The organism is Streptomyces sp. NPDC104367, assembly GCF_055583825.1.
Genome location: NZ_JBVJND010000010.1, coordinates 40636 through 63702 on the forward strand (window position 1 = coordinate 40636; position 23067 = coordinate 63702).

Annotated in this window: 16 protein-coding genes; 12 read left to right on the forward strand and 4 right to left on the reverse strand. The window is 73.1% G+C overall.

Translation table 11 applies throughout. The features are described 5' to 3' along the window. Window positions 1-90: 90 nt before the first annotated feature. The gene (locus ACZ619_RS16915; protein ID WP_469599307.1) at window positions 91-2823 is read right to left on the reverse strand and encodes a lysylphosphatidylglycerol synthase domain-containing protein; all 2733 of its coding nucleotides are present in this window, start codon (window positions 2821-2823) and stop codon (window positions 91-93) included. Window positions 2824-2984: 161 nt separating this feature from the next. Between ACZ619_RS16915 and ACZ619_RS16920 the strand changes: the two genes are divergently transcribed. The 8 genes from ACZ619_RS16920 (at window position 2985) to ACZ619_RS16955 (ending at window position 15524) form a co-directional block, all read left to right on the forward strand. Further along, window positions 2985-3371: an MGMT family protein gene (locus ACZ619_RS16920; protein ID WP_469599309.1), complete on the forward strand. Its 387-nt coding sequence runs from the start codon at window positions 2985-2987 to the stop codon at window positions 3369-3371. Between the two features lie 266 nt (window positions 3372-3637). Beyond that, window positions 3638-6934: an ATP-dependent helicase gene (locus tag ACZ619_RS16925; RefSeq protein WP_469599311.1), complete on the forward strand. Its 3297-nt coding sequence runs from the start codon at window positions 3638-3640 to the stop codon at window positions 6932-6934. Window positions 6935-7027: 93 nt separating this feature from the next. Then, window positions 7028-10690 (forward strand): UvrD-helicase domain-containing protein, encoded by a 3663-nt coding sequence (locus tag ACZ619_RS16930; RefSeq protein WP_469599313.1) that lies wholly within the window; start codon window positions 7028-7030, stop codon window positions 10688-10690. 10 nt (window positions 10691-10700) lie between these two features. After that, window positions 10701-12104: a dipeptidase gene (locus ACZ619_RS16935; RefSeq protein WP_469599315.1), complete on the forward strand. Its 1404-nt coding sequence runs from the start codon at window positions 10701-10703 to the stop codon at window positions 12102-12104. Window positions 12105-12258: 154 nt separating this feature from the next. Next, entirely contained in the window at window positions 12259-13203 is a 945-nt protein-coding gene (gene nudC / locus ACZ619_RS16940; protein ID WP_469599317.1) for an NAD(+) diphosphatase, read from the forward strand. After that, the gene (locus ACZ619_RS16945; RefSeq protein ID WP_469599319.1) at window positions 13164-13832 is read left to right on the forward strand and encodes a class I SAM-dependent methyltransferase; all 669 of its coding nucleotides are present in this window, start codon (window positions 13164-13166) and stop codon (window positions 13830-13832) included. Before nudC ends, ACZ619_RS16945 begins: the two co-directional genes overlap by 40 nt. A gap of 110 nt (window positions 13833-13942) precedes the next feature. Continuing rightward, a complete protein-coding gene (locus ACZ619_RS16950) occupies window positions 13943-14593 on the forward strand; it encodes a recombinase family protein (protein ID WP_469599321.1) in 651 nt (216 codons plus the stop codon). A gap of 391 nt (window positions 14594-14984) precedes the next feature. Continuing rightward, complete coding sequence (locus ACZ619_RS16955) at window positions 14985-15524, forward strand: hypothetical protein (RefSeq protein WP_469599322.1); 540 nt, start codon at window positions 14985-14987, stop codon at window positions 15522-15524. 511 nt (window positions 15525-16035) lie between these two features. On the opposite strand, the gene ACZ619_RS16960 is transcribed toward ACZ619_RS16955, so the two are convergent. Further along, window positions 16036-16293: a mycoredoxin gene (locus tag ACZ619_RS16960; protein WP_469599324.1), complete on the reverse strand. Its 258-nt coding sequence runs from the start codon at window positions 16291-16293 to the stop codon at window positions 16036-16038. 167 nt (window positions 16294-16460) lie between these two features. Between ACZ619_RS16960 and ACZ619_RS16965 the strand changes: the two genes are divergently transcribed. The 4 genes from ACZ619_RS16965 to ACZ619_RS16980 all read left to right on the forward strand — a co-directional run bounded on the left by ACZ619_RS16965 (window position 16461) and on the right by ACZ619_RS16980 (window position 20002). After that, window positions 16461-18656: an ATP-dependent DNA helicase UvrD2 gene (locus tag ACZ619_RS16965; protein ID WP_469599326.1), complete on the forward strand. Its 2196-nt coding sequence runs from the start codon at window positions 16461-16463 to the stop codon at window positions 18654-18656. A gap of 164 nt (window positions 18657-18820) precedes the next feature. After that, window positions 18821-19138 carry a hypothetical protein gene (locus ACZ619_RS16970; RefSeq protein ID WP_469599328.1) on the forward strand — a complete coding sequence of 106 codons (318 nt, stop codon included), beginning with the start codon at window positions 18821-18823 and terminating at the stop codon, window positions 19136-19138. 172 nt (window positions 19139-19310) lie between these two features. Continuing rightward, window positions 19311-19679, forward strand: coding sequence for a WhiB family transcriptional regulator (locus ACZ619_RS16975; RefSeq protein WP_153288737.1), 369 nt, complete (start codon window positions 19311-19313; stop codon window positions 19677-19679). Continuing rightward, window positions 19676-20002 (forward strand): hypothetical protein, encoded by a 327-nt coding sequence (locus tag ACZ619_RS16980; RefSeq protein ID WP_469599329.1) that lies wholly within the window; start codon window positions 19676-19678, stop codon window positions 20000-20002. The genes ACZ619_RS16975 and ACZ619_RS16980 overlap by 4 nt, the downstream gene beginning before the upstream one ends. A gap of 259 nt (window positions 20003-20261) precedes the next feature. On the opposite strand, the gene ACZ619_RS16985 is transcribed toward ACZ619_RS16980, so the two are convergent. Together ACZ619_RS16985 and ACZ619_RS16990 are read right to left on the reverse strand one after the other, a co-directional pair. Beyond that, a complete protein-coding gene (locus tag ACZ619_RS16985) occupies window positions 20262-21668 on the reverse strand; it encodes an ABC1 kinase family protein (RefSeq protein WP_469599331.1) in 1407 nt (468 codons plus the stop codon). Then, window positions 21661-22866: a TOMM precursor leader peptide-binding protein gene (locus ACZ619_RS16990; protein WP_469599333.1), complete on the reverse strand. Its 1206-nt coding sequence runs from the start codon at window positions 22864-22866 to the stop codon at window positions 21661-21663. The genes ACZ619_RS16985 and ACZ619_RS16990 overlap by 8 nt, the downstream gene beginning before the upstream one ends. Window positions 22867-23067: the final 201 nt, after the last annotated feature.

Sequence of the window (23067 nt, forward strand, 5' to 3'; positions counted from 1 at the left end):
GCGCACCACCGCGCGCGCGGGGCGCGAGCCGTACGAGGTACGCCCCCTGTACGGCGCGCCGCCGGTACGGCCGAGGTGCCCCGCGCGCGTCTAGAGCGCGTCCTTGCGGGACAGGTGGTTGAAGGCCAGCCAGCCCGGCAGGACCGGCAGCCACAGGGTCAGCAGCCGGTACAGCAGCACGGCGGGGGCCGCGACCTCCTTGGGCAGGCCGACGGCGATCAGGCCGACGGTCAGGGTCGCCTCGACCGCGCCGACACCGCCTGGGGTCGGGGCGGCCGAGCCGAGCGCGTTGCCGGCGAGGAAGACGACGGCGACGCTGGCGATGCTCAGCGAGGTGGAGCCGTCGCCGAACGCGCGGATGGAGGCGTCCAGGCACATCACGAAGCAGGCGGTCAGCAGCAGCATGCCGCCGATGCCGGTGACGAGCTTCTGCGGCCGCTGGAGCACGTCCAGCATGCGCGGCACGACACCGGCGAACAGCGACCGCACGCGCGTGGCGACGAACTTCCGCAGGAACGGCACCGACGTCATGACGAGGATCAGCACGGCGACGGTCAGCAGGCCCGCGATGACCGTGCGGGACGGCGACAGCGAGGGGGTCTTCTCGGTGCCGGTCAGATAGCCGAAGGACAGCAGCATCAGGATGTGGCAGCCGAGTCCGAACAGCTGCGAGGCGCCGACGCTCGCCACCGCGAGCCCGGGGCGCACCCCGGCGCGCTGAAGGAAGCGCGTGTTGAGGGCGACACCGCCGACGGCGGCGGGCGCCACGATCTTCACGAAGGAACCGGCGACCTGCGCGGCCACGGTCCGCACGAACGGCACCCGCTCCGGCACGAACCCGAGCAGGGCCATCGCGGCGGCGACGTAGCTGACCGCCGAGAACGCCACCGCGGCGAGCACCCAGCCCCACTGGGCCTGCGCGAACAGCGTGCCGAACTCGATGTGGGTGAGCTGGGTGAGCAGGTAGTACGCGCCGATCGCGCCGGCGATGAAGCTGATCAGGGTGCGCGGACGCACCCGCTCCAGGCGGGCCGGCTCGACGGGGGCCTGCGGTCTGATGCGCAGCACCTGGTGCCGGATCTGGGTGAGCAGGTCCTCCTCGCGGGCCTCGTCCAGCGCCTCGTCCAGGGCGCGCTTCTCGGCCCGCTGCTCGGCGCGCACGGTCTTCTTGTCGGGCTTCTCGGCCTCCTCCGCGCGGGACTGCCTGGCCTGCCGGGACGCCTCCAGGACCGCGTCGCGCTCGCGCTGGGCGCGCTCCCTGGCCAGTCTGCGCAGCGTCGCGCGCGTGGAGCGCGTCAGCGCGATCGGCTGGAGCATCGGCAGGCAGTCGGCGACGGCGTCGGGGCCTAGGACGCCGACCGCCGAGGCCACCGCGCGTTCGGCGCCCACCCGCAGGCCGAGCGTGGTGACCAGCTGGGCGACGTCCATGCGCAGCAGCAGTTCGCCCGCGGCGATCTCGCCGCCGCGCAGGTCGGTGAGGATCACCTTGCCGGAACGATCCACCAGGATCGCGTCACCCGCGAGCCTGCGGTGCGCGATCCGCCGCGACTGCAGGGCCTGCACCTGGTGCCAGGTGTTGCGCAGCAGTCCGTCGGTGATCTCCTCGTCGGCCAGCGAGTCGAGCGTGCGGCCGCCGGTGTGCTCGTAGACGAGCATCACGGCGTCGGGGCCGAGTTCGGAGGTGGCGATCAGCTTGGGCGCGTTGGCGCCGGCCGCGATCGCCGCGTACGCCAGCAGCGCCTCCTGCTCCAGGGCCTGGCGCAGGGACTGGAGGCTGGAGCGGGTGGCGAAGCCGCGCAGGGTCAGGTTGCGCCACGCCCGGTAGAAGAAGCCCTGAGCCTGCTGTTCGCGGTCGACGACCGTGACGTCCAGCGGCGGGCCGTCCTCCAGGGTGACGAAGTAGCGCCGGCCCCGGTCGCCGTTCTCGGTGTCCAGGGTCTCCTCGCGGGCCGCGCCGACCGGGTGGAAGCCGACGTGCCGCAGACCCGCCAGCAGGGTGCGGCCGGTGGGGCGGACGTTGGGGGAGCCGACCGCGTACAGCGTGCCGTAGGCGACGGTCCAGCCGATCAGCACGGTGAGGATGATCGAGAAGGGGGTCGTGTAGCCGGTGACCAGCATCGAGAACGCGTCCAGCAGCAGCACGATCCACAGGACCGAGCGCCATCTCGGCCGCCGTGACATGCCAACGGCCGTCATGTAGGCGATCACGGGCGCGAGATAGCCGTGCACCGGGTCGGTGAGGGCGTGGATGTCACCGGGGGAGGGCTGGGTGAGCGCCTCCTGGATCGAGTCCGGGGCGGCCCGGGCGACCCACAGGTCGGTGGCGAGCGTCACTCCGTGCGCGAGGACGGCCGCGAGCACGCCGTCGGCGATGCGCAGTCCGTCCCGTTTGATCAGCCGCTCGATCGCGAAGGCGACCGGCACCAGCAGGATCGCGATGCTGGAGGCGAGGCCGGCGAACCTGATCAGCAGGTCGGGGGCCTGGCCGGTGCCCTTGTTGATGTCCTGTTCGAGCCCGGAGGTGGTGCCGTGCGCGAACGCGGCGATACCGAGCAGCACGGCGATGGCGAGCACGCCGACCATGAGCCGCATGAGGTCGGAGGGGCGGTGCACGCGCGCGGGGAGCAGCGGTTCGTCGCCCTCCACCTCGTCGGCGGGCGTCTCGTCGGGCACGTGTTCCGCCTCGGGGGCGTCGGGCTCGTCGTCCGGGCGTGCGGCGCCGGTCTCCGGGGCGTGCGGGCGCGCGGCGGCGTCAGAGGTGCCGGCCCCGCCGTCGGGGTGCACGCCCTGCTGCTCCGTCGTCTCTTCTTGATCTCGTATCACCAGTCACCGCCCGCACGATGGTGGCATGCCCCACCGACACACGAGGGCATCAGGGTGCAGATGCGGGGGCGCACAGTCTGCCCGAAGCGCCGCGCGAGGGCGAGGCGGAAGCGTGCCGCGGACCGCGCGGGCTGTCGGTGCGGTGCGGCAGGATGGGGCGAATGAGCGAGCGGAGTCTTCCCGAGGACACCCGAGAGGGGTACGCGGACGCGCTGCCCGAGTACGCCGAGCGGGTCCTGGAGGTCGCCGAGCGGATCCCGCCCGGGCGCGTGATGACCTACGGCGACGTCGCGGAGTGGCTGGAGGAGGGCGGACCGCGCCAGGTCGGGCGTGTGATGTCGCTCTACGGCGGTGCGGTCCCGTGGTGGCGGGTGGTGCGCTCCGACGGGGTGCTGCTGCCGGGGCACGAGCTGAGCGCGCTGGACCACTACCGCGCCGAGGGCACCCCGCTGAAGCAGGCGAGCCGGGCCGGTCAGGGCCATCTGCCGCGGCTCGACATGAGGCGGGCGCGGTGGGACGGCGGCGCGGACGCGGGGGCTCACACCTGACAGCTTCCGCCATGAGGGGCCCTCGGGGGGAACCTGTGGCCCGTACGAGGGACACCGGGGACGTCGGTGGCATGACGTACGTTCGTGGGATGCGGGGTGCGTGTGCCGCGCGTGCCGCCCGGGGCGGACGGGAAGAATCGGAAGCCCTGCTTCCGCCGGGTTCGGCGGCGTAGCGTCGGCTGCGCGTGTCCCGCTCACCCCACGGCCACCACGGCGCACGCGCGACCGCGAACCGACCAGCACACCCACCAGGACCGGCGAACCACGTGAGCTCCTCTTCCTCCACCAGGCACCTGCCGCACCCTCCGGTGCGCCAGGGGAACCGTGGCGCTTACCGACTGGTCCGTACCGCGCCGGCGCACATGGATCCCCCTCGTCTGGACGCCGCACAGCGCGCCGTGGTTGACCACGGCTCCGGCCCGCTGCTCGTCCTCGCGGGTCCCGGCACCGGGAAGACCACCACCCTGGTCGAGTCCGTGGCAGCGCGGATCGCGGACGGCGCGGACCCCGAGCGGATCCTGGTGCTGACCTTCAGCCGCAAGGCCGCCGTCGAACTGCGCGACCGCATGGCCCTGCGGGTGGGCGCGGCCCGCGCCCCCCGCGCGACCACCTTCCACTCGTACTGCTACGCCCTGGTCCGCGCCCACCAGGACAGCGGCCTGTTCGTGGACCCGCTGCGGCTGCTCTCCGGCCCCGAGCAGGACGTCGCCGTCCGCGAACTGCTCGCCGGGGAGGCCGAGCTGGAACGGCTCGGCCTGGACCCCGTGCGCTGGCCGGACGAGCTGCGCGCCTGCCTCACCACCCGCGGCTTCGCCGACGAGGTCCGCGCGGTCCTCGCCCGCAGCCGCGAACTGGGCCTGGACCCGGCCGCCCTGGACGCCTTCGCCCGCCGCATCGGCCGCCCCGACTGGCGGGCCGCGGCCGCCTTCCTCGCCGAGTACCTCGACGTCATGGACCTCCAGGGCGTCCTCGACTACGCCGAACTCGTCCACCGCGCGGTGCTCCTCGCCCACCGCCCCGAGATCGCCCTGGACCTCGCCGGCCGCTACGACGCCGTGTACGTCGACGAGTACCAGGACACCGACCCGGCCCAGGTACGCCTGCTGCACGCCCTGGCCGGCGACGGCCGCACCCTGGTCGCGTTCGGCGACCCGGACCAGTCGATCTACACCTTCCGGGGCGCCGACGTGAACGGCATCCTGGACTTCCCGTCCGCCTTCGCGCGCGTGGACGGCCGTCCCGCCCCGGTCGAGGTGCTGCGCACCTCCCGCCGCTCCGGCGCCGGCCTGCTGGCCGCCACCCGCCTGGTCACCCGCCGGATGCCGCTGACCCGGCTGCCCGCCGACAGGGCGCGCGCGCACCGCGAACCGGCCGCCGCGCGGGACGGCGGCCGCGTCGAGGTCTACACCTACCCGACACCCGGCACCCAACTGGACAACATCGCCGACATCCTGCGCCGCGCGCACCTGGAGGACGGCGTCCGCTGGAGCGACATGGCCGTCCTGGTGCGCGCCGGAACCGGCACCATCCCGTCGGTCCGCCGCGCCCTCACCGCGGCCGGCGTACCGCTGGACATCGACGGCGACGACGTCCCGCTGCGCCACGAACCGGCGGTCGCGCCGCTGCTGACGGCGCTGCGAGCGGTGGCCGAGGCGGAGGCCGCGGGCCCGCCGGCGGCCGATGCCCCCTGCTGGCTCGCCACCGAGACCGCGCTCACCCTGCTCACCTCCCCCCTCGCCGGCATGGACGCAGCCGACCTGCGCCGCCTGGGGCGTGCGCTGCGCGACGAGGAGCGGGCCGGCGGCAACGCGCTCCCGCCGCCCTCGGACGACCTGCTCGCGCGGGCGCTCGCCGAACCCGAGCGCCTGGTCGCCCACGACCCCGGGTACGCGCGCGGGGCGCAGCGGCTCGGCGCGCTGCTCGGCAAGGCCCGTGCGCGCCTGGCGGACGGCGGCACCGCCGAGGAGGCGCTGTGGGACCTGTGGAACGGCACCCCCTGGCCCTCGCGCCTTGAGCGCGCCGCCCGGCGCGGCGGCGCGGCCGGCCGCAACGCCGACCGCGACCTGGACGCCGTGTGCGCCCTGTTCGCCGCCGCCGCCCGCGCGGAGGAGCGCAGCGGCGGCCGGGGCGCGCTCAACTTCCTGGCCGAGACCGAGGCCGAGGACATCGCCGCCGACACCCTCGCCGGCCGCGCGGTACGCCCCGACGCCGTCCGCCTGATGACCGCGCACCGCGCCAAGGGCCTGGAGTGGCGCCTGGTCGTCGTGGCCGGCGTCCAGGAGGGGCTCTGGCCCGACCTGCGCCGCCGCGGCTCGCTGCTGGAGGCGGACCGCATCGGCCGCGACGGACTCGCCGAGCCGCTCACCCCGGGCGCGCTCCTCGCCGAGGAACGCCGCCTTTTCTACGTCGCCGCCACGCGCGCGCGTGACCGGCTCGTCGTCACCGCCGTGAAGGCACCCGCGGACGACGGCGACCAGCCCTCCCGGTTCCTCGCCGAGCTGGGCGTCGAACCCCAGGATGTCACCGGACGGCCCCGCCGCCCGCTCTCCGTGGCCGCCCTGGTCGCCGAGCTGCGCGCCACCACGGTCGACCCGCGCGCGTCCGAGGCCCTGCGGGAGGCCGCCGCCCGCCGCCTGGCCCGGCTGGCCGCGCTCGCCGACGAGGACGGCCGCCCCCTGGTGCCGTCCGCCCACCCCTACCGCTGGTGGGGCATGTTCGAGCCGACCGAGAGCAAGGTCCCGCTGCGCGACCGCGACCAGCCCGTGGTGCTCTCCGGCAGCGCCCTCGACCAGCTCGCCAACACCTGCAGCCTCCAGTGGTTCCTGGGCCGCGAGGTGAAGGCCGACGCGCCCGCCACCGCCGCCCAGGGCTTCGGCAACGTCGTGCACGTCCTCGCCGACGAGGTCGCCTCCGGCCGTACCCCCGCCGACCTCGCCGTCCTCATGGAGCGCCTGGAGTCGGTGTGGAACGCGCTCGCCTTCGACGCCCCCTGGAAGTCGGCGCAGGAGAAGGACAACGCGCGCGTGGCGCTCGAACGCTTCCTGAAGTGGCACGTCCTGGACCGCGCCGCCCGCACCCCGGTGGCCAGCGAGCAGGACTTCGACGTCACCCTCGGCGCGGGCGACTACGAGGTGCGCATCCGCGGCCAGATGGACCGCGTGGAGACGGACGGCGAGGGCCGCGCGTACGTCGTCGACTTCAAGACCGGCAAGCAGGCGCCCAGTTCGGCCGAGGTGGCCCGCCACCCCCAGCTCGCCGTCTACCAGCTCGCGGTCCGCGAGGGCGCCGTCGACGAGGTGTTCGACGGCACCCGGCCCGAGCCGGGCGGGGCCGAACTGGTCCACCTGCGCCAGGGCGCCGCACAGCGCGACGGCGGCGAGACCCTGCCCAAGGTGCAGGCACAGGAGCCGCTGGAGGGGGAGTGGGTCGGCGATCTGCTGGCCACCGCCGCCGGGAAGGTCCTCGACGAACGGTTCACCCCGACCACCGGCCAGCACTGCACGCACTGCGCCTTCCAGGCGTCGTGCAGCGCCCGGCCGGAGGGCCGGCACGTGGTGGAGTGACGTACGGCACCACCCGCGCTGACCTGCGGATCCTCCCGTACGGCGGCCCGGACTGGCGAGCGCTGTCAGTCCGCGCCACTAACCTTTTCCGACATGCCCGCCCGTATCACCGACCCCGAGCAGCTCAAGGAGCTCCTCGGCATCCCGTTCACCCCGGAGCAGACGGCCTGCATCATCGCGCCGCCCGCCCCGCAGGTGATCGTGGCCGGAGCCGGATCGGGCAAGACGACGGTGATGGCGGCCCGCGTGGTCTGGCTCGTCGGCACCGGGCAGGTCGCCCCCGAACAGGTCCTCGGCCTGACCTTCACCAACAAGGCCGCCGGCGAACTCGCCGAGCGCGTCCGCAAGGCCCTCGTCCGGGCCGGCGTCACCGACCCGGACGTCATCGACCCCGACAACCCGCCGGGCGAGCCGGTCATCTCGACGTACCACGCCTTCGCGGGCCGTCTGCTGACCGACCACGGCCTGCGCATCGGCCTGGAGCCGACCTCCCGGCTGCTCGCCGACGCCACCCGCTACCAGCTCGCCGCACGCGTGCTGCGCGAGGCCCCCGGCCCCTACCCGGCCCTCACCCGCTCCTTCGCCGACCTCGTCAGCGACCTGCTCACCCTCGACTCCGAACTCGCCGAACACCTGGTCCGCCCCGAGGACCTGCGCACCTGGGACGCCGGCCTGCTGCACACCCTGGCCGGCGTCCGGCTCGGCAACGCCGACCTGCGCAAGGTCCCCGAGGCGGCGGCCGGGCGGCGTGAACTGGCCGAACTCGTCCAGCGCTACCGGGCCGCCAAGCGCGAGCGGGACCTGCTCGACTTCGGCGACCAGATCGCGCTGTCCGCGGAGCTGGCCGGCATCCCGGAGGTGGGCCGGTCGCTGCGCGAGGAGTTCCGGGTCGTCCTCCTCGACGAGTACCAGGACACCTCGGTCGCCCAACGCGTCCTCCTCGCGGGCCTGTTCGGCGGCGGCACCGGCCACCCCGTGACCGCCGTCGGCGACCCATGCCAGGCCATCTACGGCTGGCGCGGCGCCTCCGTCGCCAACCTGGACGACTTCCCGGAGCACTTCGCGCGCGCCGACGGCGGCCCCGCCGCCCGCCAGGCGCTCAGCGAGAACCGCCGCAGCGGCGGCCGCCTCCTCGACCTCGCCAACGGCCTCGCCGAGCCGCTGCGCGCCATGCACGCGGGCGTGGCGGCCCTGCGCCCGGCCCCCGGCGCCGAACTGGACGGCACGGTCCGCTGCGCCCTGCTGCGCACCCACGCCGAGGAGATGGACTGGATCGCCGACTCGGTCGCCCACCTGGTGCGCACCGGCACCGCACCCGGCGAGATCGCGGTCCTGTGCCGCACGGCGACCGACTTCGCCCAGATCCAGGGCGCCCTCGTCGCCCGCGACGTCCCCGTCGAGGTGGTCGGCCTCTCCGGGCTGCTGCACCTGCCCGAGGTGGCCGATCTCGTCGCCGTCTGCGAGGTGCTCCAGGACCCCGGGGCCAACGCCTCCCTGGTCCGGCTGCTGACCGGCCCGCGCTGGCGCATCGGCCCGCGGGACCTCGCCCTCCTGGGCCGCCGAGCCCGGCTGCTGGTCGCCCACGCGCGCGTGGGCGACGCCGACGACCCGGACCGCCGGCTCGCCGCGGCCGTCGAGGGGGTCGACCCCGCCGAGGTGATATCGCTCGCGGACGCGCTGGACACCTTCCTGGAGACACCGCTGGACGGCGGACAGGAGGACGACGGGCTGCCGTTCTCGCCCGACGCGCGCGTGCGCTTCGCCCGCCTGGCCACCGAACTGCGCGAGCTGCGCCGCGCCCTGGCCGACCCGCTGATGGACGTCCTGTACCGCGTCCTCGCCGTCACCGGCCTGGAGGTGGAACTGTCCGCGTCCCCGCACGCCCTGGCCGCCCGCCGCCGCGAGACGCTGTCCAACTTCCTGGACGTCGCCGCCTCCTTCGCGGCCGGCGACCAGGAGGCGACCCTGCTCGCGTTCCTCGGCTTCCTGCGCACCGCCGCCCAGTACGAGAAGGGCCTCGACAACGCCCTGCCCGGCGGCGAGAACACCGTCAAGGTGCTCACCGCGCACAAGTCCAAGGGCCTGGAGTGGGACGTCGTCGCCGTTCCCGGACTGGTCAGGGGCACGTTTCCCAGCGCCCAGGGCCGGGAGAAGTGGACCGCCCAGGCGAAGGTGCTCCCGCACGCCCTGCGCGGCGACGGCGACACCCTGCCCGACGTCGAGGCCTGGGACTCGCGCGGCATGAAGGCCTTCCACGAGGCGATGAAGGACCACCAGCACACCGAGGAACTCCGCCTCGGCTACGTCACCTTCACCCGCCCCCGCTCCCTCCTCCTCGGCTCCGGCCACTGGTGGGGCCCCAGCCAGAAGAAGCCGCGCGGCCCCTCCGACTTCCTCCGGGACCTGTACGACCACTGCGCCGCCGGGTACGGCGAGATCGAGGCGTGGGCCGACGAACCGGAGGAGGGCGAGGAGAACCCGGCGCTGCACACGGCGAGCGCCGACCAGGTGTGGCCGCTGCCCCTGGACGAGGCCGCGCTGGCCCGCCGCCGCACGGCCGCCGCGACCGTCCTCGCCCACCTGGACGCGCTCACGGCCGGGGCGGACGGTCACTCGCCCGTCGGCCACGATCCGAGCGGCCACGAGGACCCGGACTGGCCCCCGCCGCCCGAGGACGAGGAGACCGGTCCCTACGACGAGGAACCCGCCCCCTACGAGGACGGCCTCCCGGGCGGCTACGAGGGCGGCCTCCCGGACGAGGACTCCGCGGACTGGGACTCCTGGAGCTCGGAGCGCCCCATGGTCCCGCACCAGGCCGCGCCCGCCGAGCGCACGCCCGCGCACGCGCCCGCGCCGGAGGACGAACACGTCGGGGAGCCTGGGCCGGAGCCGGAGCCGGAGCCGGAGCCGGAGCCGGAGCCGGAGCCGGAGCCTGGGCCGGAGCACGCGCAGGTGTCCGCCCCCGAGCACGCGCGCGTGCCGGCTCCCGAGCGCGCCCCGTCCGCCTCCGCCGGGCACGCCCCCCTCACCCCCGAGGAGGCCCGCGCCGTGGCGTCCTGGGACCGTGACCTCGACGCCCTCGCCGGCGAGCTGCTGCGCGCCCGGCAGAGCGTCACCGACGTCCCGCTGCCCGCCGCGCTCTCCGCCACCCAGCTGATGCGGCTGGCCGAGGACCCCGACGGGCTCGCACGGGAACTCGCGCGCCCCATGCCACGCCCTCCGCAACCGGCCGCGCGCCGGGGCACCCGGTTCCACGCCTGGGTCGAAGCACGCTTCGAGGAGCTCATGCTGCCCATGCTGGAGCCCGACGAGCTGCCCGGGAGCGACGCCGAGATCGCCGACGAGCGTGACCTCGAAGCCCTCAAGGAGGCCTTCGAACGCACCGAGTACGCCCACCGCACGCCGTACCGCGTCGAGGCGCCCTTCCAGCTCGCGCTCGCCGGCCGGGTGGTGCGGGGCCGTATCGACGCGGTCTACCGGACCGGGGACGGCGCCGGGGCGACGTACGAGATCGTCGACTGGAAGACCAGCCGCACGCGTCTCGCCGACCCGCTCCAGCTGGCGATCTACCGGATCGGCTGGGCCGAGCAGCAGGGGGTGCCGCCGGAGTCCGTCACGGTCGCGTTCGTGCATGTCCGCACCGGCGAGATCGAGCGGCCGGAGGGGCTGCCGGACCGGGCGGCCCTGGAAAAGCTGATCGTCGGACAAGCTGAGTGTGACGAACAGCCCGCCGAGGATGCCCGTCCGGGCCGATAGGCTCGTGACCATGAGCCTGACCCCGGACAGCGCTGTCCGTACGTACATCGAGCAGCACCGCACCGCCTTCCTCGACGACCTCGCCGAATGGCTGCGCATCCCCTCCGTGTCGGCCCAGCCCGACCACGCCGCCGATGTACGCCGCAGCGCCGACTGGCTCGCCGCCAGGCTCAGGGAGACCGGCTTCCCGACCGCCGAGGTCTGGGAGACGGCCGGTGCCCCCGCCGTCTTCGCCGAGTGGCCCGCCGAGGACCCCGAGGCGCCCACGATCCTGGTCTACGGCCACCACGACGTGCAGCCCGCCGCCCGCGAGGACGGCTGGGACACCGAGCCCTTCGAACCCGTCCTCAGGGACGGCCGGCTGTACGCGCGCGGGGCGGCCGACGACAAGGGCCAGGTGTTTTTCCACACACTCGGCGTCCGCGCCCACCTCGCCGCCACCGGCCGCACCGCCCCCGCGGTCACCCTCAAGCTGCTCGTCGAGGGCGAGGAGGAGTCGGGCTCACCGAACTTCCGCAGCCTCGTCGAGGAACGCGCGCAGTGGCTCGCCGCCGACGCCGTGATCGTCTCCGACACCGGCATGTGGTCCGAGGACACCCCGACGGTGTGCACCGGCATGCGCGGCCTCGCCGAGTGCCAGATCGTGCTGCACGGCCCCGACCACGACATCCACTCCGGCGAGTTCGGCGGCGCCGTCCCCAACCCGGCCACCGCCGCCGCCCGCCTGGCCGCCGCCCTGCACGACGAGCACGCGCGCGTGACGATCCCCGGCTTCTACGACGACATCGTCGAGCCGGGCGACCGCGAGCGGCAGCTGTGGGCCGAGCTGCCCTTCGACGAGCGGGACTGGCTGCGCACCGCGCACTCGTACGCCACCGAGGGCGAGGCCGGACACACCACCCTGGAGCGTGTCTGGGCCCGCCCCACCGCCGAGGTCAACGGCATCGGCGGCGGCTACCAGGGCCCCGGCAGCAAGACGATCATCCCGTCCTCGGCCATGCTGAAGCTGTCGTTCCGGCTGGTCGCCGGACAGGACCCGGACCACATCGAGAAGATCGTCCGCGCCTGGGCCGCCGAGCGGGTGCCCGCCGGCATCCGCGCCGAGATCACGTTCCTGCCGGCCACGCGCCCGTGCCTCACCCCGCTCGACCACCCGGGCCTCCAGTCCCTGGCCCGCGCCATGGGCCGCGCCTTCGAAGGCCCGATCCGCTTCACCCGTTCGGGTGGCTCAGGACCGGCCGCGGACCTCCAGGACGTCCTCGGCGTGGCCGTTCTGTTCCTGGGGATCTCCGTCCCCTCCGACGGCTGGCACGCCCCTAACGAGAAGGTCGAGCTGGACCTTCTCCTCAAGGGCGTCGAGACCAGCGCCTACCTCTGGGGCGACCTCGCCGAGAACTGGCGCCATGTCCCCTGAGCCACCGGTGCCGTCCGGACGGCACCGCGCGCGGGGCACACTGGAGGGGCTGCCCCGCCCGTCCCACACCGGCCCGACCCGGTCTCCTCCCGCCCTTCGTCCCGCTGAACCGCCCGCTGAAACATCCGTTGCACTGGGGGAGTTGGAAGCACCCGTGACCACCTGGACCGACCACACCGCCGACCGCCCCATTTCGCTCACCGCCCCGAGCGGCATCGACCGCGCCGCCCACCACCGGCTCGACGAGGCCTGGCTCGCGGCGGCGTGGAGCCACCCCGACACCCGCTGCTTCGTGGTCTCCGGCGGCCAGGTCCTCATCGACGAGACGCCCGACGGGCGCACCGAACTCGTGATGACCCCCTCCTTCGAAGCCCCGCTCACCGAGGCACACCGCTACTTCCTGGGCACCGACGAGGAGGGCGTCAGCTACTTCGCGCTCCAGAAGGACGCCCTGCCCGGCCGCATCGACCAGTCCGCCCGCCCGGCCGGCCTGCGCGAGGCCGGACTGCTGCTGTCGCCGCGCGACGCCGGACTGATGGTGCACGCCGTCGGCCTGGAGAACTGGCAGCGCACCCACCGCTTCTGCTCCCGCTGCGGCGAGCGCACGGTCATCGCCGCCGCCGGCCACATCCGGCGCTGCCCCGCCTGCGGAGCCGAGCACTACCCGCGCACCGACCCCGCCGTGATCATGGCGGTCACCGACGAGGACGACCGCATCCTGCTCGGCCGCCAGGTGCACTGGCCCGAGGGCCGCTTCTCCACGCTCGCCGGCTTCGTGGAGCCCGGCGAGTCCATCGAGCAGGCGGTGCGCCGCGAGGTCTTCGAGGAGGCCGGGGTCACCGTCGGCCCCGTCGAGTACGTCGCCAGCCAGCCCTGGCCGTTCCCGTCCAGCCTCATGCTCGGCTTCATGGCCCGCGCGACCACGACCGAGATCAACGTGGACGGCGACGAGATCCACGAGGCCCGCTGGTTCTCCCGCGACGAACTCGGCGCGGCCTTCGACTCCGGCGACGTCCTGCCGCCGTACGGCATCTCCATCGCGGCCCGCCTGATCGAGATGTGGTACGGCAAGCCGCTGCCGACGAGGAGCTTCGTCTGAGACGGCCCGAGACGACCGACGGCCCGTACTGGAACCACAACGTCCACTACCACCCCGTGGTGCTGGACGCCGTACCGGACGGCTGCCGTACCGCCCTGGACGTCGGCTGCGGCGACGGACTGCTCGCCACGCGGCTCGCGACCAGGGCGGAGTCGGTGACCGGCGTGGACCGGTCCGCGGAGATGATCAGGCTCGCGCGGAAACGGGACGCAGGGAACGTCACCTTCCTGGAAGGCGACTACCTCGACGGCGCTCCCCGCGGCGGTGCCCGGCTCGACGAGGGGAGCTACGACTTCGTGAGCGCGGTCGCCGTCGTGCACCACGCGTCCTTCGACGACGCGATCGACCGGCTGGCCGGGCTGCTCGCGCCCGGCGGCCGGCTGGTCGTCGTCGGCCTGGCGCGCGACCGCACTCTCCTGGACCGGGTGATCAGCTGCTGCGGAGTTCCCACGAGCCTGCTGGCCGCGCGCCGCCGCGGCGGCAAGCACGATCCCGCCGGCATGCCGGTCGAGGACCCGATCGCGACCTGGGGAGAGGTCCGCCGGTCCACCGCCCACCTGCTCCCCGGCCGACGGTTCCGGCGCCGGCTGCTGTGGCGCTACACGCTGGTGTGGGACAAGCCGCGCTGAACACGCGAAAGCGGCCCCCGACACGAGCCGGGGGCCGCCTCGCGCAGCGCGACCTACGCGCTGATCTTCTGCTTGACCTGCGCCAGCGAGGGGTTCGTCAGGGTCCCGTCGTGGTGGCCAGGGGAGGCCGCCCGTACAAACAGGGAGGGGCAAGGGCGAGCGAGAAGCCCAAGGCGCTTGGCGTGGTCCGTCTGTCTGTAGGCAACCAGAACCAGACCGGCGAGGAAACGCAGCGGACCCGCATCAGCAAGCGGGCCGACGCGGAGGACATGGAGCTGGTCGACTTTGCGGTCGACATCGACGTGTCGGCGTCCATCTCGCCGTGGGTGCGACCGTCCCCGGGGCACTGGCTCAACAACAAGAAGGATCAGTTCGACCACATCATCATCTTGAAGATCGACCGCATCGCGCGGTCGGTCCGCCACCTCTCGGACACCATCGAGTGGTGTGAGGCGAACGGTAAGGGCCTCATCTCCTGCGAGGAGAAATTCGACCTCTCGAAGCCGTGGGGCAAGACCATTGCCAAGATCCTGGCCGTGGTGGCAGAGGCCGAGTTGGACGCCATCAAGGCCCGCAACAAGGCTTCCCGGGAGACCATGCGGAAGACCGGCCGGCGGCCGGGTGGCCTTGTCCCGTTCGGGCGCCGAGCGGTGAAGGGTGACGCAGGCTTCACCCTTGAACTCGACCCCGAGTACGGTCCGACGCTGATCGAGATGATTCGGCGCTTCATCGAGAAGCCGAGTTTCTCGGCCGCTGGCTGAACGAGCAAGGCGCGCCCACGGCTCAGGACATCGCTCGTATCCGCGCGGCGGCAGGCGAGAGCACGACCCGGCTGGCGGACCCGAAGCCTCGGGGGGCCAGGTGGACGCCGACCACAGTGCAAGCTACTGGTCAGCCGCTCCCTGCTCGGGGAGTACGTACGTGCCAGTGGCGCTGCAGCCCGCAACGACGACGGCACACCCGTCATGCGCTCTGAGCCGGTGCTGAACGAGGAGGAGTGGGCGAAGCTGTCGGACGACGCGGTCGCCTCGGTCAAGTACAAGAAGCAGAAGGGCTCTACGTCGCCGACTGTGGGCGTGACGTTCTGCCTGTTGTGCGGAAGCGCCCTCTGCTTCGTGAAGGGCGACCCGGCCAAGGGCAAGCGCGAAGCCCGTGACTGTGTGGACAGGAACGGGGGAGAGCTACACGCAGTGGTGGCAGCGGTCGAGCGCCGACGAACGTCGGGAGTTCCTGACGAAGCACAAGGTGAAGGCGTACTTCCGGCCCGACGCCCTCGCCGTCGATCCGGGTGACCTCATCGAGAACATCAAGCAGCAGGGCGTCTCGTGGTGGGACACACCCGTCAGGGCTTCTCGGGTGCTCGCACCGGTCACGCCGGTATCGCTGCCTGGAAAGGCGTACGAGAAGCCCGCGACGCCTACGGGCGCCGAGTGGGAGATCGTCAGCCGCTGGAAGGACTTCGAAGCCGAACGCGCGGCGTTGCAAGCAACGGCCGCAGAGGGATCCAACGGAGCGGGCGCGGCCGAGAAGCTCGCGACTCTCGCCCGACGCAGGCGGCAAGCAAGGAAGGCCCCCGATCATGGGGGCCTTTCCCGTTTCAGTATGTTGTACGCTTCCGGGCCAGGTCGCCGCCGTCGCTCCCGACTGCACGAGACCGAGTCCAGGCCCAAAGCCTTGGACGTCCACCTGTGAAGCGCCGTGCCTTCCGTATGGCCACCCCCGCAACGAAGGGACACACATGTCCCGCCGTCCGGCGGGGGTCACCGGCGCACCCGTGTGCGCCCCACAGGAAGGAGCCACCCACCAGTGGCCATCAGCTTCGGTCATGGCCGCCCGTGGGGCGGTGTCTCCCCGTACGAGTACCGGCGCATGGCGCAGGAACCATGGCACCCCCTCGCCTACCGGGCGCACTTCGCTGCACTGGGCTGGGCTGGGCCGACAAGGGCACGCGCCCTTCGACCCGGGGAAACCGGCCGCCTACGGCGAGCGGAGTAGTGGCGCGGCAGCGCCCAAAGAGGCAGGCATCGGCGAAGCGGTGGACAGCATGGGCGGCCGGACGGCCGCCACAGTGCGGAGCCTCTACGACAGAGCGGCACCGAAGGGGCGAACTGACGAGCTTCTGGAAGCGGCGGTAGAAGACCCGGTGAACGAAGCGGCCCCCGCTCTCAAGGCAGAGGCGAGGGCCGCTTTGCGAGAGGCGAGATCAGACGCCCAGCGCCTGCTTCACCTGGGCAAGGCTCGGGTTCGTCATGACGACCTCGGCGCCACCACTGGAGGGAAGCACCTGAACCGTGGGGACCGTCTGGTTGCCGCCGTTCGCCTTCTCCACGAACGCGGCCGAGTCGGGGTCCTGCTCGATGTTGATCTCGGTGTACGCGATGCCCTCGCGGTCCATCTGGCTCTTCAGCCGGCGGCAGTAGCCGCACCACGTGGTGCTGTACATCGTCACAGTGCCCTGCATCTCGCTCGCGCTCCTTCGGCAGGTCGGGGATGGTCCTCCAGGGAAGGAACGTACGCGACCCGCCCGCCATTCCCACGGCGGTGACGCCTGCCGCATCAGTACGACCGCGAGGGGCCGCCTGTGGACAACCGGCGCGGCAGTCTCCGGCGACCTGGCAGCATGGCTGTGTGACAGCAGCAACGCACTCCTCCCTCTTCCCGCAGGCACCGGACTCGGCCGACGCGGTGCTCGAAGGGCTCGACCCCGAGCAGCGCGCGGTGGCCACCGCCCTGCACGGTCCGGTGTGCGTGCTGGCCGGAGCCGGTACCGGCAAGACCCGCGCGATCACCCACCGGATCGCCTACGGGGTGCGGGCCGGCATCCTCCAGCCGTCCAGCGTGCTCGCCGTCACCTTCACCAACCGCGCCGCCGGCGAGATGCGCGGCCGGCTGCGGCAGCTCGGCGCCCAGGGCGTCCAGGCCCGCACCTTCCACTCGGCCGCGCTGCGCCAGCTCCAGTTCTTCTGGCCGAAGGCGATCGGCGGCTCCCTGCCCCGGCTCGTCGACCGCAAGATCCAGCTCGTCGCCGACGCGGCCGCCGCCTGCCGCATCCGCCTCGACCGGGGCGAGCTGCGGGACGTCACCGCCGAGATCGAGTGGTCCAAGGTCACCCAGACCGTCCCCGCCGACTACCCCCTCGCAGTCGTGAAGGCCGGCCGCGACGCCCCCCGCGACCCGGCCGAGATCGCCCAGCTCTACTCGGTCTACGAGGACCTCAAGCGCGACCGCTCGGTCATCGACTTCGAGGACGTCCTGCTGCTGACGGTCGCCGTCCTCCAGGACCGGCACGACATCGCCGACCAGGTACGCGCCCAGTACCAGCACTTCGTCGTCGACGAGTACCAGGACGTCAGCCCCCTCCAGCAGCGCCTGCTGGAGCTGTGGCTCGGCGACCGCGACAGCCTGTGCGTCGTGGGCGACGCCAGCCAGACCATCTACTCGTTCACAGGAGCAACCCCCGACCATCTGCTCGACTTCCGTGTCCGCCACCCCGGGGCCACGGTCGTCAAGCTGGTCCGCGACTACCGCTCCACGCCCCAGGTCGTCCGCCTCGCCAACGGCCTGCTGGCCCAGGCCAGCGGCAGAGCCGCCGACCACCGCCTGGAGCTGATCTCCCAGCGCCGGGCCGGACCCGAACCCGTCTACGCCGAGTACGCCGACGAGCCCGCCGAGGCCGAGGGCGCCGCCCGCCGCATCCGCGCGCTCATCGACGCCGGGGTCCCGGCCGCCGAGATCGCCGTCCTGTTCCGCACCAACTCCCAGTCCGAGACCTACGAGCAGGCCCTGGCCGACGCCGGGGTGGCCTACCAACTGCGCGGCGCCGAACGGTTCTTCGACCGGCCCGAGATCCGCAAGGCGGGCGTCGCCCTGCGCGCCGCGGCCCGCTTCGGCGGCAACGACTCCCTGCTCGACGACACCGTGGACCTGCCCTCCCAGGTGCGCGCGGTGCTCTCCGGGGAGGGCTGGACCACCACGCCCCCGGCCGGCTCCGGCGCGGTCAGGGAGCGCTGGGAGTCGCTGGCCGCCCTGGTCAACCTCGCCCACGACGTCGTCGCCGCCCGGCCCGCCGCCACCCTCGCCGACTTCGTCGCCGAACTCGACGAACGCGCGGGCGCCCAGCACGCCCCCACCGTCCAGGGCGTCACCCTCGCCTCCCTGCACTCGGCCAAGGGCCTGGAGTGGGACGCCGTCTTCCTGGTCGGCGTCGCCGAGGGCATGATGCCGATCACCTACGCGAAGACCGACGACCAGATCGAGGAGGAGCGCCGTCTCCTCTATGTCGGGGTGACCCGCGCGCGAGAGCGGCTCCATGTCTCCTGGGCGCTCTCCCGTACCCCCGGCGGCCGGGCGAGCCGTCGGCCCAGCCGCTTCCTGGACGGTCTGCGCCCTGGTTCCACCGCGACCGTCGGCCGGGGCGGCGGCGTCGGCGGCGGAGGCGTGGAGCGCGGCTTCACCGGCGGCCCCGAGGCGGCGCCCCGGCGCACCCAGCGAGCGCCCGCCCGCTGCCGGGTCTGCGGGCGCACTCTCACCGACGCCGGCGAGATGAAGCTGATGCGCTGCGACGGCTGCCCCTCCGACATGGACGAGGGAGTGTACGAGCGGCTGCGCGAGTGGCGTGCCGACCAGGCCCGGCTCAGCGGTCAGCCGGCCTTCTGCGTCTTCACCGACAGAACACTGGTGGCCATCGCCGAGAGCGTTCCCGAAGACGATCGCGAACTGGCCCGTATCCCCGGCGTCGGCATGCGCAAGCTCAACCGTTACGGCGCCGATGTCCTGGCCATCTGCGCAGGTCAGGAACCCGGGGGAGACCCGGCGGACGACTGAGGCGAACTCGTCGAAAAAATAGTTTGCGCATGCCCCAGCAATCCCCATAGGTTCTAGGCACGGAAGCGGCGGCCTTCTCGAAGGCCCGGTTCCGTGATGTACTTGCATATCCGAAGGACTGGCTCAACCCCAGTCCCTATAGACGCCGAGAGGAGGCGAGTCCAGTGATCAGCATCAAGACCAACATCAGCGCGGCCAAAATGACCGATCTCTCGGCCGTCTCCGTGTGCATGCTCGGCGTCTCGAACCTGGGCACCGGTCTGTCCGGCATTCCCGCCGTGCGTCCGGCGTCCTCCGTTGCTCTCGCGGGTCTTCCCATCCGTGAGCGCGATGAGCGACCGACCGAGGCACTGGAAGCAGTAGTGGCACAGGCGAAGGCCTATGCCTTTACGGCAGCCGGTGCCGGAAGCCGGAAGCAGACGACGCAGCACCACTTGATGTGGGCCTTCCGTGGGCCAGAACCCTGGAGTGATCCAGCCTGATTGATCAGGCCGGCGCCTTCAGGGCCGCGGAACCCCATCCGGGATCCGCGGCCCTTCTGTTTTCCCCGAACGGGGAGAGCGGACCGAAGGGGCCTCGGGGCAAGAGCAGAACCCGGTACCAGCCGCCAACCGGTCCAACCCGACCGGCACGACCAGACGAGGAAGAACCACCGTGCAACTCGAAGCGCACGCCCCGTCCGTACCGCCTTCCGAAACGATCTCCCCGCCCGGCCTCACGGAGGACTCCACCTTGATCCCGCTCACCGCGCTCACCGCGCTCGACGACGCCATCGAGAACCTCGGCGTACCCGTCCCCTGCCGCTCCTACGACCCGGAGGTCTTCTTCGCCGAGTCGCCGGCCGACGTCGAGTACGCCAAGTCCCTCTGCCGCACCTGCCCGCTGATCGAGGCCTGTCTCGCCGGGGCCAAGGAGCGGCGTGAGCCCTGGGGCGTCTGGGGTGGCGAGCTGTTCGTCCAGGGTGTGGTCGTGGCCCGCAAGCGGCCGCGTGGCCGTCCGCGCAAGAACCCGGTCACGGCATGAACATCCAAGGAACGATCGACCGCCCCGTCACGCACGACCCCAAGAAGCAGGCCCCGATGAAGCCGTCCACCAGCGAGCCCGCAGGCTCCGCGACCACAGACTTCACCACCGCCGGTACCGCCACCGGCTCGCGTCAGAACAGGACCCGAGAGATGCAACTCATCCCAGAAGCCCTGGCCCGTGCGCATATGCACGAGCGCCTGCACGAGGCCGAGAGGGAACGCCGGGCGATGCGCCTGGCGACCGCTCGCCGGATGCAGCGCCGGGCCGAGCGCGCCTCGATGCGCGCCCGCCGTGCGCTCGCCATGGCCGTCATGCAGTAGCCCAGCACACCTGAAGCGGTGGCCTCCCGACCCCGGGAGGCGTCAGCTGCACGCGGGGGCCGGTCCGTCCGAACGGACCGGCCCCCGCGGTGCGTTGCGCCCGCTGCGGTACCCCGGCCGAGGGACCCCGGCCGACCACCTGGACCTGCTCCGTGGAGGACGGCGTCCGCCGGTACTTCTGCGACGCCTGCTCCAGGGAGAACCTCGGAGCGATCGAGGGCCGCCTCGACTCGCCCTGGTGGTGACCGCCGCCCCTCGACTACCGGGCCCCCTCGGCTTCCTCGGCTTCCCCGGGTTCCTCAAGCTTCTCGAACTCCTCGAACTCCTCGAACCCCTCGGGTACGAAGCCGGGGAGCCAGTCCTCCAGTTCGTCGCGCAGCCGTACCGTCGCGCCCAGCTGGCACAGCACGCCGATGGTGCTCAGGGTCACCCGGTGTATCAGGAGGTAGGCCGGGGGCAGGTTGAGCTGCTTGCCCAGCTGGTGGGCGGGGTTGCGGGGGTCCGCGATCCGGGCCGCCTGGCTGCGCATCCAGCTGCGGGTGAAGGTGAACTCGTCGGCCTGGGCCGGTTCGATGATCGGCAGCAGGTAGTCTAGGACGGCGTCGGGGTCCAGCTCTATGGAGTCCTTGACGAACCCCTCGGCGCGCAGCAGCTCGTAGACCGCCTCGGCCTCCCCGTCCAGCGTCATCCGCAGGGAGTCGCCGATCGGGGTGGGCAGCCCGCCGGAGAGCCGGTCGACCGTGCCGAAGTCCAGCACGCCCAGGCGCCACTCCTCCTCGTCCTTTTCCTCGGCGGGCAGCAGGCGGAAGTTGCCCGGGTGCGGGTCGGCGTGCAGCAGGCCGGTGCGGGCCGGACCCGAGAACAGGAAGCGGGCGAGGAGCTGGCCGGCCCGGTCGCGCTGTTCCTGCGTCCCCTCCGAGATGACCTCGGAAAGCGGGATCCCGTCGATCCACTCCGTGACCAGGACCTGGTCGCACTGGTGCACCACCGCCGGGACCACCACATCGGGGTCGTCCGCGAACTCCTCCGCGTGCGCCGCCTGGGCCTGCGCCTCCAGGGCGTAGTCCAGCTCCTCGGAGACCCGGTCGCGCAACTCCGCGATCAGCGGCTTGATGTCCATACCGGGGATCAGCGGCCCCAGCAGACGAGAGAAGCGGCTCAGCTGCCCCAGGTCGGACAGCAGGGCCTCACCGGCTCCCGGGTACTGCACCTTGACCGCGACCTCACGGCCGTCGTGCCACACCGCGCGGTGCACCTGGCCGATGGAGGCCGCCGCCGCGGGCTTCTCCTCGAACTCCGTGAACAGCTCCCGCCAGTCCTCCCCGAGCCGCTCGGCCAGCACGGCGTGCACGGTGCGGGTCGGCATCGGCGGCGCGGCGTCCTGGAGTCGGGTGAGAGCCGCCCGGTAGGGGCCGGCGATCTCCTCGGGGAGGGCGGACTCGAAGACGGACAGGGCCTGCCCGAACTTCATCGCCCCGCCCTTCAACTCCCCGAGAACCTTGAAGAGTTGCTCCGCCGTGCGCTGCTGCAGCTCCCGGCCGACGATCTCCGCGGACTCGCCCACGATGCGCTTGCCCAGGCCCCACGTCGCCCGGCCGGCGAAGCCGAGCGGGAGCGCTGCGAGCTTGGCGGTCCGGGTGACCGCCTTCCGGGGAAGATCAGACATGCGCCCTCCAAGTCCCAGTCGGCCGAGCCGCGTCCGCGTGCTCTCGTCGCTCCGCCGACGGCCGTTGCCCCACCATTGTCGCGTGCGGATCCCCGTCGGTTGAGGAGTGCTCCCCCTTAGCTTTCTCCGCCGCTCCGCACGGGCATGCGAGGTGCGGCCAGACCGGTCGCGCATGCCAGTGCAGAGCCGGCACGGAGGCCTCCCAGCGCACTCCCGTCCCGGACGGCGACTCCCCGTCCAGGAAGGCCAGGGCGTGTGCGGCGGCCAGCCCGGCCACGGCGGTCGCCAGCGTCAGATCACAGGCGGCCACCCGGCGGGCCTGCCCGGAACGCCACTGGGCGACCAGCCGCGGCCAGGCCGGATCACGGTCCGTGCGGTGCTCGTGGAGGCAGCGGGCGCAGCCCGTCCCGCCGGGTAGTACGAGGGGGCCGACGACACCGGTGCCCTCCACCACACCCGCGTAGAGATGAGGGGTCCCCGAGGCCATGAGGGGTTCGGCGGCGCGCGCGTCCGGGGCGTGCACCAGGACGTCGTCCCGCGGGGCGACGATCACCAGCGCGTGGCCGGGCTCCTCCGCCGACGGACCCGGCCGGCGCGGCGGGCGGTCCGGCGCCGAGCGGCGGACGACCCTGTGCGCCGCCTCGTCCCTGCGCTCGCCGATCGCCTCGGCGGGCAGCCCGCCCGGCGCCACGTCCCACGGCTGCACCCGGCCCACGTCCCGCACGTCGACCTCGCCGACGCCCGCGCCCGCGAGCAGCGCGGCCAGCGTGACACCGACCCGGCCGGCGCCCCGCACCTGCACCCGCAGCGCACGACGGGCCGCCAGCCGGCCGATCGCACCGCCCGGTTCCGCGGTGATCAGGGACAGGGACTCCAGATCGGGCCGCAGCCGCTCCAGGACGTCCTTCCTCTCACGCAGCGTCTGCGCCGCGGGCCCGCCGCCGCGCGCGTCGTCCAGGAGCCCGGCCCGCGACAGCCCCGCCACCAGCGCGTCGACATGCCCGTCCGGCAGGTCCGTCCGGCGCCCCTCCTCGCGCAGCAGACCGAGACCGCGGGTGCCGTTGAGCAGGTCCAGGAAGCTTCCCGTCGCCGTGTCCATCGGTCCGAGTGTCATCGCGTGTGCGGGAGTCATCCCGAACTGCACGGTGTTGAGATCGCGCCAGCCGCGCCGGAGCGCGGGCTTCACCAGTGGATGCATGACAGGCCCCCGTAGCTGTCGAAAGGTCATGAATCGTCCCCGTGCGCCGATGGAGCCGGTCATGCCCCGCCGACGAGTGCCAGCATGCCCGGCCCGCCCGGCCGGTGCCGAAAGTTGTCCACAGGCGGTGGGTATTCGTCGTACGAATCAGACGCATGGTGGGGGATCGGCATCGAACCGCTCCGGACCCGGGACTTCCCC